The sequence below is a fragment of the Roseburia sp. 1XD42-34 genome, from assembly GCF_009917385.1.
Lineage (GTDB): Bacteria > Bacillota > Bacilli > Bacillales > Amphibacillaceae > Virgibacillus.
In genome coordinates, this window is sequence record NZ_QWLJ01000030.1 from 1 (window position 1) to 16,576 (window position 16,576).

Annotated in this window: 18 protein-coding genes; 7 read left to right on the forward strand and 11 right to left on the reverse strand. The window is 34.6% G+C overall.

Going from position 1 to position 16,576, the window contains the following annotated elements; translation table 11 throughout:
* Window positions 1–327 precede the first annotated feature (327 nt).
* A complete protein-coding gene (locus D1839_RS14255; protein WP_120380612.1) occupies window positions 328–1,221 on the reverse strand; it encodes a GIY-YIG nuclease family protein in 894 nt (297 codons plus the stop codon).
* Window positions 1,222–1,580: 359 nt separating this feature from the next.
* Window positions 1,581–2,519, reverse strand: coding sequence for a lytic polysaccharide monooxygenase (locus D1839_RS14260; RefSeq protein WP_120380613.1), 939 nt, complete (start codon window positions 2,517–2,519; stop codon window positions 1,581–1,583).
* A gap of 731 nt (window positions 2,520–3,250) precedes the next feature.
* On the opposite strand from D1839_RS14260, the gene D1839_RS14265 reads away from it, so the two are divergent.
* Entirely contained in the window at window positions 3,251–3,568 is a 318-nt protein-coding gene (locus D1839_RS14265) for a hypothetical protein (RefSeq protein WP_120380614.1), read from the forward strand.
* A 605-nt stretch (window positions 3,569–4,173) separates the two neighbouring features.
* Here the strand turns inward: D1839_RS14265 and D1839_RS14270 are convergent.
* Complete coding sequence (locus D1839_RS14270; protein WP_120380615.1) at window positions 4,174–4,947, reverse strand: acetoin reductase; 774 nt, start codon at window positions 4,945–4,947, stop codon at window positions 4,174–4,176.
* Window positions 4,948–5,912: 965 nt separating this feature from the next.
* On the opposite strand from D1839_RS14270, the gene D1839_RS21350 reads away from it, so the two are divergent.
* Complete coding sequence (locus tag D1839_RS21350) at window positions 5,913–6,047, forward strand: aspartyl-phosphate phosphatase Spo0E family protein (protein ID WP_442970616.1); 135 nt, start codon at window positions 5,913–5,915, stop codon at window positions 6,045–6,047.
* Between the two features lie 696 nt (window positions 6,048–6,743).
* On the forward strand, window positions 6,744–6,932 hold the full coding sequence (locus tag D1839_RS14280) for a YjzC family protein (RefSeq protein WP_120380617.1): 189 nt from the start codon (window positions 6,744–6,746) through the stop codon (window positions 6,930–6,932).
* Window positions 6,933–7,291: 359 nt separating this feature from the next.
* Here D1839_RS14280 and D1839_RS14285 read toward each other — a convergent pair whose 3' ends face one another.
* On the reverse strand, window positions 7,292–7,453 hold the full coding sequence (locus tag D1839_RS14285) for a hypothetical protein (RefSeq protein WP_158589670.1): 162 nt from the start codon (window positions 7,451–7,453) through the stop codon (window positions 7,292–7,294).
* Window positions 7,444–7,842 (reverse strand): UPF0236 family transposase-like protein, encoded by a 399-nt coding sequence (locus D1839_RS14290; protein ID WP_120380618.1) that lies wholly within the window; start codon window positions 7,840–7,842, stop codon window positions 7,444–7,446. Before D1839_RS14290 ends, D1839_RS14285 begins: the two co-directional genes overlap by 10 nt.
* A gap of 54 nt (window positions 7,843–7,896) precedes the next feature.
* Here D1839_RS14290 and D1839_RS14295 point away from each other — a divergent pair, with 54 nt between their 5' ends.
* From D1839_RS14295 to D1839_RS14305, 3 genes are all read left to right on the forward strand, one after another.
* Entirely contained in the window at window positions 7,897–8,172 is a 276-nt protein-coding gene (locus D1839_RS14295; RefSeq protein ID WP_120380619.1) for a hypothetical protein, read from the forward strand.
* A gap of 123 nt (window positions 8,173–8,295) precedes the next feature.
* Entirely contained in the window at window positions 8,296–8,499 is a 204-nt protein-coding gene (locus D1839_RS14300) for a hypothetical protein (protein WP_120380620.1), read from the forward strand.
* Window positions 8,500–8,714: 215 nt separating this feature from the next.
* The gene (locus D1839_RS14305) at window positions 8,715–8,903 is read left to right on the forward strand and encodes a hypothetical protein (protein ID WP_120380621.1); all 189 of its coding nucleotides are present in this window, start codon (window positions 8,715–8,717) and stop codon (window positions 8,901–8,903) included.
* 647 nt (window positions 8,904–9,550) lie between these two features.
* Here D1839_RS14305 and D1839_RS20875 read toward each other — a convergent pair.
* On the reverse strand, window positions 9,551–9,877 hold the full coding sequence (locus D1839_RS20875; protein ID WP_330585543.1) for an integrase core domain-containing protein: 327 nt from the start codon (window positions 9,875–9,877) through the stop codon (window positions 9,551–9,553).
* A gap of 135 nt (window positions 9,878–10,012) precedes the next feature.
* Entirely contained in the window at window positions 10,013–10,237 is a 225-nt protein-coding gene (locus D1839_RS14315) for a hypothetical protein (RefSeq protein ID WP_120380623.1), read from the reverse strand.
* 938 nt (window positions 10,238–11,175) lie between these two features.
* Between D1839_RS14315 and D1839_RS14320 the strand changes: the two genes are divergently transcribed.
* A complete protein-coding gene (locus D1839_RS14320; protein ID WP_120380624.1) occupies window positions 11,176–11,712 on the forward strand; it encodes a hypothetical protein in 537 nt (178 codons plus the stop codon).
* A 441-nt stretch (window positions 11,713–12,153) separates the two neighbouring features.
* On the opposite strand, the gene D1839_RS14325 is transcribed toward D1839_RS14320, so the two are convergent.
* From D1839_RS14325 to D1839_RS14340, 4 genes are all read right to left on the reverse strand, one after another.
* Window positions 12,154–13,164, reverse strand: coding sequence for a LacI family DNA-binding transcriptional regulator (locus tag D1839_RS14325; RefSeq protein ID WP_120380625.1), 1,011 nt, complete (start codon window positions 13,162–13,164; stop codon window positions 12,154–12,156).
* A 294-nt stretch (window positions 13,165–13,458) separates the two neighbouring features.
* The gene (locus D1839_RS14330; RefSeq protein WP_286164822.1) at window positions 13,459–14,292 is read right to left on the reverse strand and encodes a carbohydrate ABC transporter permease; all 834 of its coding nucleotides are present in this window, start codon (window positions 14,290–14,292) and stop codon (window positions 13,459–13,461) included.
* A 24-nt stretch (window positions 14,293–14,316) separates the two neighbouring features.
* Entirely contained in the window at window positions 14,317–15,207 is an 891-nt protein-coding gene (locus tag D1839_RS14335) for a carbohydrate ABC transporter permease (RefSeq protein ID WP_199690202.1), read from the reverse strand.
* An 87-nt stretch (window positions 15,208–15,294) separates the two neighbouring features.
* Window positions 15,295–16,533 carry a sugar ABC transporter substrate-binding protein gene (locus D1839_RS14340; RefSeq protein WP_199690204.1) on the reverse strand — a complete coding sequence of 413 codons (1,239 nt, stop codon included), beginning with the start codon at window positions 16,531–16,533 and terminating at the stop codon, window positions 15,295–15,297.
* Window positions 16,534–16,576: the final 43 nt, after the last annotated feature.

Below are 16,576 nucleotides of genomic sequence, written 5' to 3' on the forward strand. Positions count from 1 at the left end.
AAGTATAAAAAAATTGGAAGTCATGTTGGGTAGGTGAGATTCCATCTCACTCCACCCCAACATTTGACATAGAACCGTTTTAACTTAAACCACGGAACATGGATTTGAAGGTTGGAAAAAAACTAAGTTTTAAGTATCCGGATAGATGAAAAAAGATTAAAAGTTTAGTGTTATGTAAGCTGACATATTGGTTTGTCTCATTAGAGAGATTAGGCAGGGTCGGGAAGCCTGCCATTTAATAACAAGGAGAAAACGCCGCTACTCGAAATGTAAGGCCATGCGGTTTTACATGGGATATTATGGAAAATAGGTGCGGCTAACATGCTTTTAGTAGTTACTATTATTTTCAATTTCCTTCAAAGTAAATCCACTTTCAGTCTTCCATTCTATAAGTCCATTGGCATGACCTCCAATTACAAAGCTAGCAGCATAAGAAGGACTGTTAAACAGCATGTCTTTTTGTAAAACTCCATTCTTGTCAACCTGAGCATTTTTTCTTACTTCCTTAATTTTACGCGGTATTCTATTAGAATCGCTAATCTCTATTTGACTTCCTTTAAGAACTACAAAACCTTCTCTGGTTTGTTTACATATAGCTTTAATTGTTTTATTACTTCTTCGGATTGTTCTGTGTAAATAATATGTCTTTTCTCCATTTACGAATTTATTTGATACTATTGACGATTGGGTAAGTGGTTCAAAAATTTTATGTCCCAATGTCCCCATTATAATTTTTGCATAGTCAATAAATTCTTCTAGTTCGCTTTCCTTTTCTTCAGTTATGTTTCCACTAGCTGGATCGTAATCGTTTCTTATAATATATCTATCTACCTGTCTAGCTAATCTACAAAAGCGATTTTCTAAATAACTGATTTCAGTAGGTCCGAATGAATTATTAGACGTTGTAAATACAACAGCTTCTGTCCAATAATCTTTTTTAGGATCTCTTTTATGTTCAAATAAGCGGGATAAAATACCTTCACCACTTTTTCTTGTGCTAGCTTGTCCAATATATGCATTATTTTTATTATTTATATCTGACATTCCAAACAAAAAGTAAACCCCACTTTGACTTAAATCTTCTCTGTTTTTACATTTTTCTAGATCAGGACGAGGAATTTTATAAGCAATCCCAGTCCAATTCGCTAATGTGCATTTTATCCTTCCGTTTGGGCTTCCATCCATTAAATACAAATTGATGCTTTTTCCTCTGACTGACATATGTTACTTCCTTTCAAAAGTAAATTAATAAGGAATGCTTAATTTGGTTCGACACCTTGAATTATAGCAGAAAGAATTTTTAAATTCTTGCCTATTAGGCGCATTAGCTTATTAATTGTATAATGAGCATAGGAGGTACATGACCAGCATTATCTAAGTTTAGATAGTTACTTTTTTCCAAACATATTTTAGTGAACAACTTTATCATATAATAGAAACGAAGCTGATTCGTTTTGAATACTTCTTCAATACTGCTGAATGGAACTAAAAAACTGCTCCTCAAATTATTAGAATTATGTCTAACAATGGAGGAGCAGTTCATTATGGGACTGCTATTTTGTGATTATGCTAATGTTTTACTATGCTGAAATTTCCCAAACAATATTAGAATCGGGGGTATTTCCTTGCGTCCACCATTTGGCTTGATAAACAATGTTATTGTAAACTACCTTATCACCAGAAAGATATATTTTATTCGGATCCCAAGGAAGTATGCGGTTATCTTCAGCAGTCTTATCAGATAAACCTTCGCTTATTAATTCCCAGGCTGGAGATTGGTCAGGCTTTTCGTTTTTTACCCACCATTTTGCTTGGTAAATGCTTCCATTATAAGAAGCTTTATTTCCGCTTACATATACTTGGGAAGGATCCCAAGTAGGAATTTTATCAGAATCAGCTGGCGGTTCAGTAGGAATATTAGAATTACCGCCGAAATCAACGTCAATAACACTATAAAAAGCATTAGTAGTATCTTGGATTTCCCAATAGGCGAGGATGACATGGTAACCGGTACGTTTTGGTACAGAGCAGTTATGACTTACTTTGAATCCCGGAACTTTTCCGCCATCATTTACGCTACAGAATAATTCTAAATCAGAACGCTTTAACGGTTGATTAGGATCCCAACCTTCTTTTGTAATATAATAGTCCCATTTCTCTGTAGCGTGGGGGGCGGTTATTGTCCAAGTAAATGTATTCATTTCGCTTTTTATCGGATTTTTTGCCCAACGGGTAGGTGACTGCTGATCAAGTTCAAAAAATCTGCTGCCGCCACTTGCGATTTTTCCATCAGGTGCTCCTACACTAGGAAAATCACCTGGTCCCTCTACACTTTGTGGCTCATAAGTTACTGCTCCACAACCACTATTAGTTCCTTCTTTGCAGAGCAATGCTCTACTTTTAGGGGAATCGACATAGCCATGAGCAGATACTTCATTTGAAAATACCAACATAATAATAAATGCGATAAAAATACTACTTATAAAAACCAATGTCCTTGAACGTGAAACTCTTAACATAAAAACTCACTCCCTCTCTATAATTTGTATATATTACCAATTAGCTTCAAGTTAAAACATTGTATAATTGTATAAAAATGGTAATATATATTATTAAGTATATAAAAGTTGGTGAGGATTACAATGAGTCTTCCTGAGGGTTTTTACAATTATTTATTAAGATCGATGAAGAAATGGTCTCAGCTCCAAAGTACTGATGGATTAAAGAGGAATTGTTAAATTTTCTGGTGGTGCAAGTTGGATGTTTAATGGGATTTAACATATTAGGCTTGAGCGTTAATATAAAAAGGCTGTAGAGAAAAACTTATTAACAATAAAGCTTTTATAATTTTGCAAATACTACTATGTTTAAATGTGAGTCCGTGCGATTGCGTTAAGGCTTTGACAATCTGAGTTAAATCTCTAACTTAACTTAACATAAATTGAACTAGTGATTAGCACTATTGTGAGTCATTCTCAAAAGTGTCTAGATTTAATGAAAGAACTCCAACTCGATTCCCTGTGAATGAAAAATACTGCAAGAGGAATTTTGGGTAGAGAGAGGAGGTTATTTAATTTTATAATGGCTTAATTAATGGTAAAAAATATGGTTATACTAGGAAAATTAAGGAATATTATGGTATAATGAAAGTGATATCATAGATAATTTTTGATGTTAATGTAATCCACATAGGTGAATATGTTGTTTATGTAACATAAACTTGCAAAGGATGAAGGGAGGTTTATTTAAAATGTTTGTGGCTGCCAATATAGATGATTTGCTACTGGCTTTGAAAAATAATGCACCCCAAATATTAATTAAAGATGACTTTAAAAATGAAGTGATGTCATTGACAGGGCACTCACTTTCAGAGAAAGGAACATTGGGCTTTGAGCTAGGATCAGCTGGGACTAGCAATATTTTAGGTGAGTTATTTTATCAAATAGCTAATAAATTTAGTAATAAGCCAAACGAAGCAAAAACGATTGAAAGTAAGTTGAGGAAATACAAGCTGAAGAAAAATAGTAAAGAGGAAATAATTTTAAGTTTGCGGCAACTAGATTATTAAGCATGGAATAATGTAGTGTAATCCAATATGTGGAAAGGGGCTTCCACTGAATGATCAAACTATAAACGATTGAACAAAATAAACGCTATTTTTTGAAAAAATAATTTTTTAATAAATAATAATGCTATTTCTCGCTGTTAAAAGGAAATAATCCTTATTTTTATTGAACAATAGTATTTTTATCATGCATATAATGTGTTGTAAGACTCCGACTTCAGTAGTTGGATAATCTGCACTGCCAAAATCTAAGAGTGAGTTAACAACACTAAATACCCGATTCGTTCCTCTAACAATCAGTGGGAGGATAATAAGAACTCTTACTGTTTGAGGGTTTTTTTATCATCCGCAAATCCGTAATATTTTAATACTAATTTCAAAAAATACATGGATGAATTTGTTAAAAAATCATTGGTACGAATAGTATAGCCCTGCATACCTTATAGGTAATGTTATAGAAGCAGTCTGTTTTTCTAAACCCATTTAATGATTAGAGGGAAGGTTATTTTGACAAGCTGCTATCGTAGGAATTAAAATAAAACCTGCTAGTCGTTACCAGCAGATTTTATTCTATTTGACCAAATGTACCGATTTGGTGTTACTTTACTTTATCTATAAACAAGTCCACCATCTGTTAGAATAGTTTGACCTGTAATATAATCAGAGTCATCTGAAGCTAGGAATGAAACTAAATTCGCAACATCTTCTGGGGTTTGGTAACGTTGTAATGCAATTGCAGAAGAATATTGTTCAAAAGCTTCACCTGGTTTTAAGTTATCGCTATGTTTCACCATTTCTTCGTCAATTCTATCCCACATTTTTGTTTTTGCTATACCAGGGCAGTATGCATTAACAGTAATTTGGTGTTTAGCAAGTTCTTTTGCTGATGAATGTGTAAAAGATCTTACAGCATGTTTTGTAGCTGAATAAGTGCCTAACATTTCGTATGATTCGTGACCAGCAATACTACAGGCATTAATGATTTTACCCTTCGTTTCCTGTTTGATAAATTGTTTTGCAGCTGCTTGGGTACCGAATACAGTTCCATTTACATTGATTTGGAATAAGCGGTTTAGCTCTTCTTCCTCTATTTGTAAGAATGGTGTAACGGTGTCAACACCGGCGTTATTAACGAATACATCTAATCTGCCGAAATGTTCCACTGTTTCTTTTACTAAATTAAACTGATCTTCTCGCTTGGCGACATTTCCTACAACGCCAATGACGTCAAATCCACTTTCTTTAAGCTCTTTCACCGTTTCGTTTAAAACTGGTTCATTAATATCGTGTATGACTACTTTGAACCCGTCTTTACATAAGCGATGTGCAATACCCTTTCCTAAGCCTTCTGCGGATCCTGTAACTACTGCTACCTTCTCCATTTTAAAGCCTCCTAAACATTAACTTTTATATCCATTTCCTATTGTACCACTATACATACAAAAGGAGTTAACAAAACTTGACAAAATGTGACAAAATATAAATATATAATAGTTTTTGCTGTAAAAAGGAGTAGTATATGACTATCATTTAGCGATTTACTATAGTAATTAATTTTGATAGTTCGTTAAAATAAGGTTGAAAATACATATATGGTAAAAGTAGGGAAAAAGAAGAAGTCTTGTAGTTCAGTTTTTATTATGAGAAAGCTTCAACGAGGTTAATTTATTAACCTTAGCTAAAGATATTTGCGTGGATTTTGCTATTTGTTTAATCGAAGACTGGGGGTGTTCCATAATATAGTGGATAATTTTCTCTCTGTCTTCAAGGCATGTAGGACAAAATGAAAATGGGTTTAATTCCATTGGAACTTCACATAACCGACATTTCGTTATAATTGCTCTCACTTAATCACCCCATAATAATTTTGTACAGTCAGTATATAACAAAAAATGCCAGCTTTAAATATAAGAAATTTCAAGCAAAATATAATGTATATGCTTGGTGGGTATGTATTATATGGATTAGTAGGAAAGTATAGGAAATAAAAGAACTGTTTTCATGAATGAGTAGGATTGATTGACATACCTACTATTATATGTAATAAGATATTTTGTCGGTGATGTAAATTGTATTGGAGTTTGTCTGCTAAGATATCTAATATTTACCTTAATAGAGTAAGTTATACGAAAAGACAAGTTGTGCATTTTTCGTGAATGCGTTCACAATATATAATTATATTGTATGATGAACTTTGTATATTCCCTTACTAGACGTGTAGGTTACTAATATAATGAATGAAATAGGATTTTAGCAAAGTCAATTCTTCGCCGACACTCAAAATAGATTTTAAACATTCAAGTGGAGAGGAAGTTTCAAGCTGTATAATAAACAATTAAATGAGAAGATAGAAAGATTACGAAAAAAGATGTATGAAATTTATAAAAATGATCCAAATGATTCGCAAATTTTAATAGTGTCTCAAGAATTAGATGCTCTTCTAAATGAGTTAGATAGAGTAGAGAACAAAGAAAATAAGTGAGTGAACCATTTACATTCTAGCAAAATTGTTAGAAAGCTGTCGGAGTGAAGAGGCAGAGGCATTCCCTAAGAGGAATAGGTTATTTTTTACAAACTAAAAACAAGTACTAGATCTTTACGAGATGGAGCTTTTTAAATGGACTTACTGGTCCAACTCATCAATTAGAACAAAGAATACATCCATTACAACTATAACTACTACAATTATGATGGAAAAATAACGAACAAATTATGGAGAGGTGAATATCATGTCCCGTTCTGTAAAAGAATTAGGAGAAGTACGCCAAAACAAACTGCCACAACTCCTACAAAGCTACTACTATTGTTACTTTGCTTGTAGCTGTCATTTTTTATTATAATTGTTTTTATTATTTTCTTTGTCGGTATTCTTTATTATTCCGATTAATTTATTAGAAACTCAAATATCTAAAGATGTAGTTATAGCCAAGATTTTTATATCGCCTAGTGCACCACAAGTATTTTTCTACAATCGCTGGTGTTCGGTAACATTCTAGTGAATGAAGAAGTAGTATATTATCTACTACTTTTGGATATCGTCATCACCAATCCTATAAACAATTGAAAAAAGAATTAAATACAATAAAAAGGCATATTTGTAGTTTAATAGGATTTGAGCGTGGGTATGTAATTAATGTGCGCACACTAATTATAAATTCTAACAAAGGGGTTTTTCACAATGACTAAACGTTTCAAAACAGGAGAAAAAGCACCAGAAAACGGAACTTACGAATTTGATGGTTTAGTAAACGGTGGAAACGAAAGTGAAGTTACAGAGGACGAAAAAAGCATTAAACTTAGCAGTGGAGACCAATTTCCACCCATTCGTTCTAACAAAGAGGCTGCTTATTGGAAGAAGTCCAATTAATAAAAACCAACGCAAAAATCCTGAGAGGTCTCCCTTTCAGGATTTTTTTAAAAGATAAGAAAAAATTCCTGTAATAAAGCAAAATGAGGATTGTACAAAAAAGCCCCCTTGGTATGATACGAGGTGTTCAAAGCTAAACAGCAAAAATGAACCCTTAAATGAACCAAGGAGGGCTAATATGAAGTATAAATCAATTATAAACAAAATGAAAAGATATTGCAACTGATAAGAGTTCATCGATTGTGTCAAGTACTTGTGGGAGATTTTTAAAGTCCCTTATTTTGCATGGTTTCAGCTTCCATTTTTGGTAGCGATTTCAGCTTTCCCTTTCTTCATCCTTTAAAGCTCTTTTACTTTTTTTAAATTCCTCGCAACCCTTTTAAAGCAGCCGTAACTGGTTTTCCAAGAGCCCCTTTTAAATAACCCAAGTTGTTCCGGATTGCTTCTACAGCACTATCCTTCAACTTCTTTACAAAGTGTTTAGGTGGCTTCTCTTTCTTGCTTTTTTCTGCTATTTCCATTGTCTGTTTAAGCATACCCTGTAGTGTGTCTTAATCTCAAGATTATCTTTTAGGGTAACCATAATGTCAATAAATTTATCAAGTCCTTTTTCACACCAGCTGCGCCCGTTTTTAAGGCGACTGGCGAACACGCTCATCGTTCCTTCTGCACTTTCCATGGAGTGAAAGCCTGTGGTGTCTATACCTTTGTCTCTCAGCTTCTCACGGTAATCTCCGGATATTGAGAAAGCTGGGCTATTTAAATCTTCCAACCGTTCTACCCTCTTTTCATTTTCAAGCGTACCAACTGCTGGAAAAACTGCAAAAAAGCCAACATGATACAGGGGAAATAGCTTATAACGTGAAAAAATGAATAAAGGTTTTAAACAGAGGGTCAAATACTTGCTCAATGGTTACAGATACGTCAATAGGAGTGGTGTGGTAATGAGTAGTATGAGTGATTAGTGGAAAGATTACCTGGAAACCAATGCGCAAAAAAAGCGTTAGAGAAGCAAATCAAACAAGATTTAGAAGGAAATATAGATATTACAAAATTGCACTTCGAACATAGTTATGCTGGTTGGTTACTTTCCCAAAAACATCAGAACATCTTAACCAAAGTCAGTCAACATTTTAATGGAAAAGCGAGTCATGCATTGGTGGACCGCTTTATAGAGAACATCATTCAGCTTAAAGAAATGGATCGTGTGTACAAGGAAAGTTATGAAAATGTTAAATAGCATTATAATTCCCTATAACGTTAATTTTTAGTATATTTATCAAAAAAATCAAGATAAATACTGTGTTTTTTTCATTAAATCTGTATAACGTACTTGTTTAAAAAGACGAAAAAGGGATAGAAAATGAAAAAAATAACAATTTTATTTGTCTTATTCATTCCAAGCGTTGCTTTCGCTGACACGAGCAAGTCTTCAAGTAAAGAAAATCTGACCCACCCTACAAAAGAAGAAATTGAGTTAGTAAACGAATCCCTCGATAAAATGATAAATGAGGCAAATAAAAAATTGAGAACGGGGATACTAAAATTGTTCTTGAAGAAAAACTAGGAAACAGTGATCAAACTATCGAATTAGGTTTTGAGGTTAAAGATACAAATACTTATAATAATAGTGACGTACAACTACTCGCCTCTAAACCTTCAGGAAAGAAGTTATATCACGCATATGTAAAAAACACTGCCGGGTGGAATTTTGAACATAGACTAGCTGGAGAATTTACATATAGTGGAGGTAAAATTAAAGGAGCTACAAAGGATGTCAAATTGTCTGGCGCAATGTATAGTGAGTCTGACAAAACTTGGATAGATAAACTTGACCCAAGTGTATGGGAAGTACGTAGTCACGGTAAATTTAAAGCTTTAAAATATTTAGACGAATATAATACCTACCTAACAGTACAATTATTAGGTAGCGGTAATTTTAGAGTTACAAGAGCATCTATTAGTGCTTAAGTAAAAGGATGGGCATGCACCATGCCCGCCCTAAAATAAATGTGGAGGGATACTACTATATGATTACTATGAAATTACCCTTTTACTTTAGCTTTTTACTAGTCCTGGTTATAGTGTTGATTATTAATTTTATATCTCAAACTTATATAATAAGAAAAAATAATTACCAAATCAAATGGAAATCATCCTTAATATTATTAATTCAAAGCGCAGTAATAACATTACTATTATATTGGTTTTAATACAATCGTAATCTATATGGATAATAAATTGCTTTTCAAGCTCTATCTAGCCATTTAATAATTGTATCCTTCACATTTGAAGAACTCTCTTTTACTTCATCAATAATAAACGAAAACGGATTAACCCCCTGATTGTGGACAAAAACACTCTTAAACTAACTTTTACTTAGAAATTCGCTGTTTTTCATGAATTACCTTCACTTTTGCCCTTCTAAGATAATAGCAACGCTACCATTCCACCAAGAGTAAAGGCTTTGCCCTTTGCTCCGCTTCGCCCTTGATTCCATGCCAGCATTGGCATGTTGTGTAAGGCAGGACACAAGGAAGAAAAAAGGGGGGATTAAACCCGTATTTAATTTATGTTTATCTTCTTTTCCTTATACAACTCATAAAATTCATTTGGTGCTAAGTCATCAATGCTTGATGAATACGTCGATGATTGTAAAAGTCCATAAAATCTGTAATCGCTTCATACGCTTCTCCATAGGTTGCAAACTCGAATCGGGACATACAATCATCTTCCATAATCCGATGGAATGATTCAATATGTGCATTCATATTTGGCATTTTTGGCGGTATTCGTTCATGTTCTATAGCACAATAGTCTTCAAATGTGTTAGAAATAAACTGTGGGCCATTTATCTGTACGGCATCTTTAGCCCCACAACGCAGCCCTATATGGTAATCAACGATGGATCTATCGCCAATATCGATAATGGAAAAGACAAACAGGAATCAACCTTCACCATAAATATATCCATATTTTATATCTGCCTCCTAAAGTTGGTTGGATTCCGTAATGGTATGATTTCGTGCCAATTTCTAGGATGTGAAACTCTTTTCCTTCTTTGAGGACGTAAGAGATATCTAGTTCTTTACAGAGACGATACACCACACCTTATTTTTATTAATGATTGGCGTGTACTGACGGCGAAGAATAACAGTTAATTTGAGATTTTCGTAACTGTGACACTCTCCAGATATAAGCTCTAATAAAAATTCTTTAATCTGTTCACCAGCTATTTTCTTTCCGTCCTCGTTGATGGAGTAGCCTGGTGCTGGACGCCCCTCCCTCACTTGCTTCTCGTTCACACGATTAATTCTTTCGATAAGAACGAGGAATTTTCAATATTTTTAATACCAATGTAATGGCATATCCCTTTTGAATCCATGTATCGGCTACTTCCATTTTTCAGCAAGTGGGGGTTTTGCTTTTTTATGAGATCTCTTAAAATGCTTTTTTTCAAGTGCTCATTTTCATTCGTAAGGTGTTTGGAATCAAGGTCTGGAACAGTAGCTACCTCTATATCACCATATTTTCCATCTTTGTACTCCCGAACCTATCTTGTCACCGTGTTTGGAACATATCGACGTGCAACAACAGATGTTTTCCCAGTCTCCATCTCTTCTTTGATTACTTATATTTTAAATTCTTTAGAATGTCTTGTTCGTTTCATATGATAGCCTCCCTGACACTTTGTATTATATTAATTTGCACTCTTATTGTCCAAATTCTTTTGGGGGCTTATGAACTAGAAAGCCACATGAGCTTGAAAAGTTGGTGTATGATTCTCGGAAATGTTTTAAATATGGATAAATATTATAAAACGAAGCGTGCGTAGAGAGGTTAGTCTAAACAAACGTTTGATTAAAGCTCTCACATGAATTACAAAAAAAGGAGATTGCTATTTGAATTGTGGAATAGAAGCACTTAATGTATACAATATAGTAATTTTAAAATTTACATAAAATGGAACTATTTAAAATCTGGTACTACCTATAAAGTACTGTAACAGTTCTATTACAAAGCAATAATTCAACTGAAAAACTATGAAATAAGAAAAGCAGATGACCAAAAAAATCACGCCATAGGGGAAGGCTTAACCTTATTTAAATGAGTTTTAACATGTATAAAAAGAGGAGGAAACTATTGGCATTAGTACTTTCTGATGGTTTATTTGCATATACGCGAATCTTTATGAAGTACAATCATATATTGAAAGTAGGACGAGTATAAAGGGGAAATGTAAATGACTATGCCATTAATGATTGTAATAGTAACTGTTATCATTTTATCGACTTTTGTGATAGGAATTACAATGATATATCGGGATAGGATTGCAAGCATGACTGGCATGATGATTGCGATGGCGCTTGGAATGATTGTTGGGCTTACTATTGGAGTCATTGTTGGCATTTTGTTAATGGGGAATTTATTTTATTCAACAGTAATTTCTATGCTAGTAGGAATAGTAGTTGGTTGCTTAGCAGGAATCCCAGTTAGCTTACTAGCTGTGCTAGATGGAACATTATCGGGTCTGATGGGAAGTATGATGGGGGCGATGTTAGGAGAGATGATCATGCAGGATTATCAAGACCCCTTTATTCGAGTCATGTTTATGATTTTTCTTATGACTATGATTCTAATTTTGTGGGTAATACGACAAACATCTGTAGAAAGTAAAAAGCTGTGGAATCATCCGTTTATATTGCTGATTGCTTTTGTTCTAGTAATAATTGGGTTCAATGAAATAGGCCCACTCGTGGCAGTCTCAAGTACACATTAACAAATACATGGGGACAAAGAAACTGAACAAAGAGATAAATAAAAACAAGATAATTCATTGTTTAAGTCGATATTGGTAAAAGAGATTGGAACTAATTGTGTTAGTAGATACCAAAATCTGATAGGTGATCGATATAATGTGATGAATGAAATTTGAGCGCAGGAAAATCTACGCTCATGTTATTTAAAGTTTTAGTTTTATACTATAGATATAACTCGTTTAATCAAGTAAGTAACTGGCAGGAAGACCTTACTTCTATCCTGGGAAGTGAAACTCAAGAGAGCAAGTAGGAGATCCAATTGTACGTCAAATGCCCAATTCTATTAAAGCCCTTTAGGTCATATTTTTGTGGTGCTAACATTCAAAGGGGGGTGAAGAAACTCCTACTTATTGAAGGTTCGCCTTAGGATGTTGTTTAAGTCGGCTTTCGTGAATGAACTTTTAGGTTATAGGCTCAGGTAGCTTCCGTTGCTTAACAGACTGTCGTTTCACTAACTCAGTGGATAGTGTATAATGATGGTCAACTTTTTCCCCAGCTAAAAGCTGGAAGATGACATGTACAGCTAATGAGCCTGCTTCGTATTTTGGTTGTTTAATTGTTGATAATGGCGGTGAAACATATTCAGCAAGTTGAATATCGTCAAATCCAATAATGGATATATCATCGGGAACAGAGATGTTATTTTCTCTTAGTGCCTCTAGACCGCCAATGGCCATTTCATCATTGGCATAAAATATGGCGTGTGGAAATTTCCGTTGTGCGATTAGCATTTTCGTTGTACGGTACCCACCTTCACGAGTGAAATCGCCAATAATTTTCCACTTTGGTTGATAGGCTATTCCGTGATCATTTAAAGCATTCATGTACCCTTGAAACCTAAGGTTGTTATCATGAGAATTATAAGGTCCACTTACATAGGCGATTTCACGATGGCCATTTTGTATTAAATGCTCTGTCGCTAAGTAGCCTCCATGTGTATTATCGACTTCAATATTGTAAACAAAGTTGCTGTCTAATTTCCTATCTAACACAACGAGCGGGAAGCCTTTTCTTGCAGATTGCAAGGTTACTTCATCGCTAATATTGTGTGCAAGTATAATAGCACCGTCTACCCGCTTTTCCTGTAAAAACTTCGTCGCAGTTGAATTTGCTCCCCCTATAGAACTACAAGCTATTAAGTCAAAACCGTTGGCGGTAGTTACATCTTGAACCCCTTGAATTAATTCTGAATAAAATGGACCAGATAGATCGCTTAGTATTAAAGCTATTGTATTCGTTTTGGTCCTTTTTAAATCAGAAGCAAAGCCATTTTTCTTATAGTTTAACGTCTTTGCCGCTGCTTCTACTTTTTCTTTTGTAGCTTGACTCACTTTGTTACTATTGTTTAATGCATAAGAAGCAGTGGAGACTGCTACACCAGCGAGCTTTGCTACATCTTTTATTGTTGCCATGAATACACTTCCTCCATAAAAACGATTCCATGCTTTGTTCAATATCATTGTATCTTAGTTTTTTATCATTAGCACTATATATGTGAAAAATAGTGGTTGTCCAAAACACAATTGTCGTACTACGTTGTTTTTAGTAGTGTTCTTTTATTTTGAAATACATTTACTGATCCATATGCGTTGATAGAGTTAGTAACTAACAGGATAAGTTATTCATCCGGTAGAAAATACCACACATTGACGTCTCTAGTTCCAGTCAATTTTGAAATATATTGAAGAGCATACACTACCGTTTTCTTATTTAATTCCTGACATCGTAAACCCTTCAACGATGTACTTTTGAAAGAATGAAAAAATGATAATGATTGGTACAACCATAAATGCAGCTCCAGCCATTTGCAGAGCAAAGTTGTTGCTGTACTGTCCCTGTAGCAAGGAAAGTCCGACAGAAAGAGTGTATAGACTTTCATCATTAGCGACAATTAACGGCCATAAGAAGCTGTTCCACGCACCAATAAATGCGAGAATACCTTGTACGGCGAAAATGGGCTTTGCTATTGGAATAATAAGCCGAAAAAAAATATAAAATTCACCTGCTCCATCTAACCGTGCCGCTTCAATTAAATCAGTCGGGATGGTCGTCATAAATTGCCTGAATAAAAAAATGCTGAAGGCAGCAACTAGACCTGGAAGAATAATTCCCGGTAATGTATTCGTTAATCCGATACCATTTAATAATAAATAAACAGGTATCATTGTTACTTGCCCCGGGATCATCATGGTTGCTAGGACAAGGTAGAATATTTTTTCCCTACCTTTAAATTCAAACTTTGCAAATCCGTATCCTGCCATACCGTTAAATAGCAAGCCGATGAATGAAAAGAATACGATGATTAATGTGTTTCGTAAATAAATCAGGAAATTTAATTCGGTAAATAAGTGCCTGAAATTTTCAAGTGTTGGGTTTTCAGGTAGTAAGGTCGGTGGAATGCGTAATGCTTCACTTTCTGGCTTGAATGCACTTGTAATCATCCAAATGAATGGAATGGATACCAGTATCCCACCAACAATCATTAACACTGTGATAAGGGTTTTTTCTGTTTTTCCTTTTGTTGAATTTAAAATTGCCAAGATAATTCCCTCATTTCAGAAAGGTTAAAATTCCGTATCGGATTTTCGAAGTTTAAATTGAATTAAAGTTACGATAATAATCATAATAAACAGTACGAAAGAGCCAGCAGCAGCATAACCAAATTCACTAAATTGAAAGCCTTCCTTATAGATAAACAATGCAATAGATAAGGTTCCGTCTAGCGGTCCGCCTTGCGTCATCACATAAGGCTCTTCAAAAAATTGCATCCAACCGATTAGCGTGGTGACTGTTACGAAAAACGTTGCGTATCTCAATAAGGGTAATGTGACATTAAAAAATGTTTGAATTCGGTTGGCGCCGTCCATTTTAGCTGCTTCATAGTAAGCTCTTGGTATTCCTTGCAGTGCTGCAAGAAAGATGATCATGTTAATCCCAATGCCTTTCCAGACAGCGAGAATGATAAGCGAAATTTTAGCAATCGTAGGTTCTTGAAGCCAAGGTATGTTCTCTACAGAAAGTAAAGATAGAATATAATTAAATAATCCGTATTCTGTATTGTATAGGTACCCCCAAATGACGGCGACTGCAATAATATTAGTAATCGAGGGCATATAGTATACAGACCGGAATATGGAAAAAAGTTTGTTGCTTCCATAATTAAGCATTAATGCAATTCCCAATGAACAAATGATGACAAGCGGAACACCGATCATGACATAAAATAAAGTATTGAAAATGGATTTTAAAAATGTATCGTCAGCAAATAAATTTTGATAGTTTTCAAATCCTATCCAGTTGATGTTAGACCAATTTGCTAACCCTTTTAAATCCAAATCTGTAAAGCTGATGAAAAAAGCAATAGTAATCGGAATAATGCTAAATATGATTAATAATGAAACGGCTGGTGCGATAAACATGTAGGGATGTCGATTACGAATTTTATGTTTTAACATATCATAAACCACCTATCGTTATGAAACGTATTTTGGTGGAAGTATATAAGACCATGAACCTCCAGGTCTTATATACTTCTTAACAAGCTATTCTGTTAATAAATCCTGAGCTGTCTTGTTGAATTGTTCCATTTCAGTTTTTAGATCGGCTCCACCAGCATTTACTCGTTCTAAGGAACTAAGCAGTTCTTGGGCAATTCGTTCGAACTGCTCTGTTTGCAAGCCTGCTTTTGCTTCTTTTAATTGCTCTCCAAATACGCTATACATTGGATCATCTTGTAATTTTGGATTTTCCCAGCTTTCTGGCTTAGAAGGTAATGTATTGGATATGTCTAACCATTCGAGTTGTGTTTCTGTTTCATTCATATAAGATAAGAATTTCAATGCGTTATCAACATTTTCTGAATTGTGGAAGATAGATAATGTAGCTCCTCCCATGCTGGAAGCCTTTGTTTCTTTGCCTGGCATAACAGCAACTGACCATTTTCCTTCTGCATCAGGGGCTTGTTCGTTTAAAATATTAACCATCCAAGGTCCACTGAAGAACATTGGCTTTTTACCATTAGCAAATGCTTGAATAATTTCTTCGCCTTGTTCTACTTGGCTAGAACCTTCTTTAAAGAAGCTTGTATAATATTCCATCGCTCCTATAAATTCTGGAGTATCAAAATTTAATTTATTTTCTTTAAGGTTTGCATCATAGCCATTTTGCCAAGCAAAGATAAATGGCATGATTTGGTCATTTTGATCTATATCAAGTCCGTATTGGCCTTCTCCTCGATCTGCTAATTTCTTTGCAGCGTCCTGTAATTCTTCCCACGTTTCTGGGGCTTTATCATAACCTACTTCAGCTAATAAGTCAGTGCGGTAATATAATACTCGGGTGTCTACATACCATGGGATACCAACGATTTGGTTATCAAACTGCATAATTTCTGCAGCACCATCAAAATAGTTTTCAGGCGCAAATTCTGGATGCTCTTTCATATATTCGGTTAAATCCAATAATGCTCCTGCTTCAGCAAATTCTGGAACCCAAGTAGTACCTAATTGCAAAATATCAGGACCATTTCCGGAGGCAACTGCAGTTAAGAGTTTGTCGTGTGCGCTGTCCCAGGGAATAGCTTGTACATCTACTTTGGTTCCTTCATTTTCTTTTTCAAATTTTTCTGTTAGCTGCTTTAGAAGCTTCCCTTCCTCACCCATTGCCCAAACGGTGAGGGTTTCATCACTGCTTTCGCTATCTTTTTTAGAAGCTTTATCATTTCCACATGCACTTAAAACGAGCAGAGCTGCGATAAAAGAGAATAACAACCATTTTTTCACTATAGAACACTCCTTTTATTTTATTGAAACGTTTCGATAAATT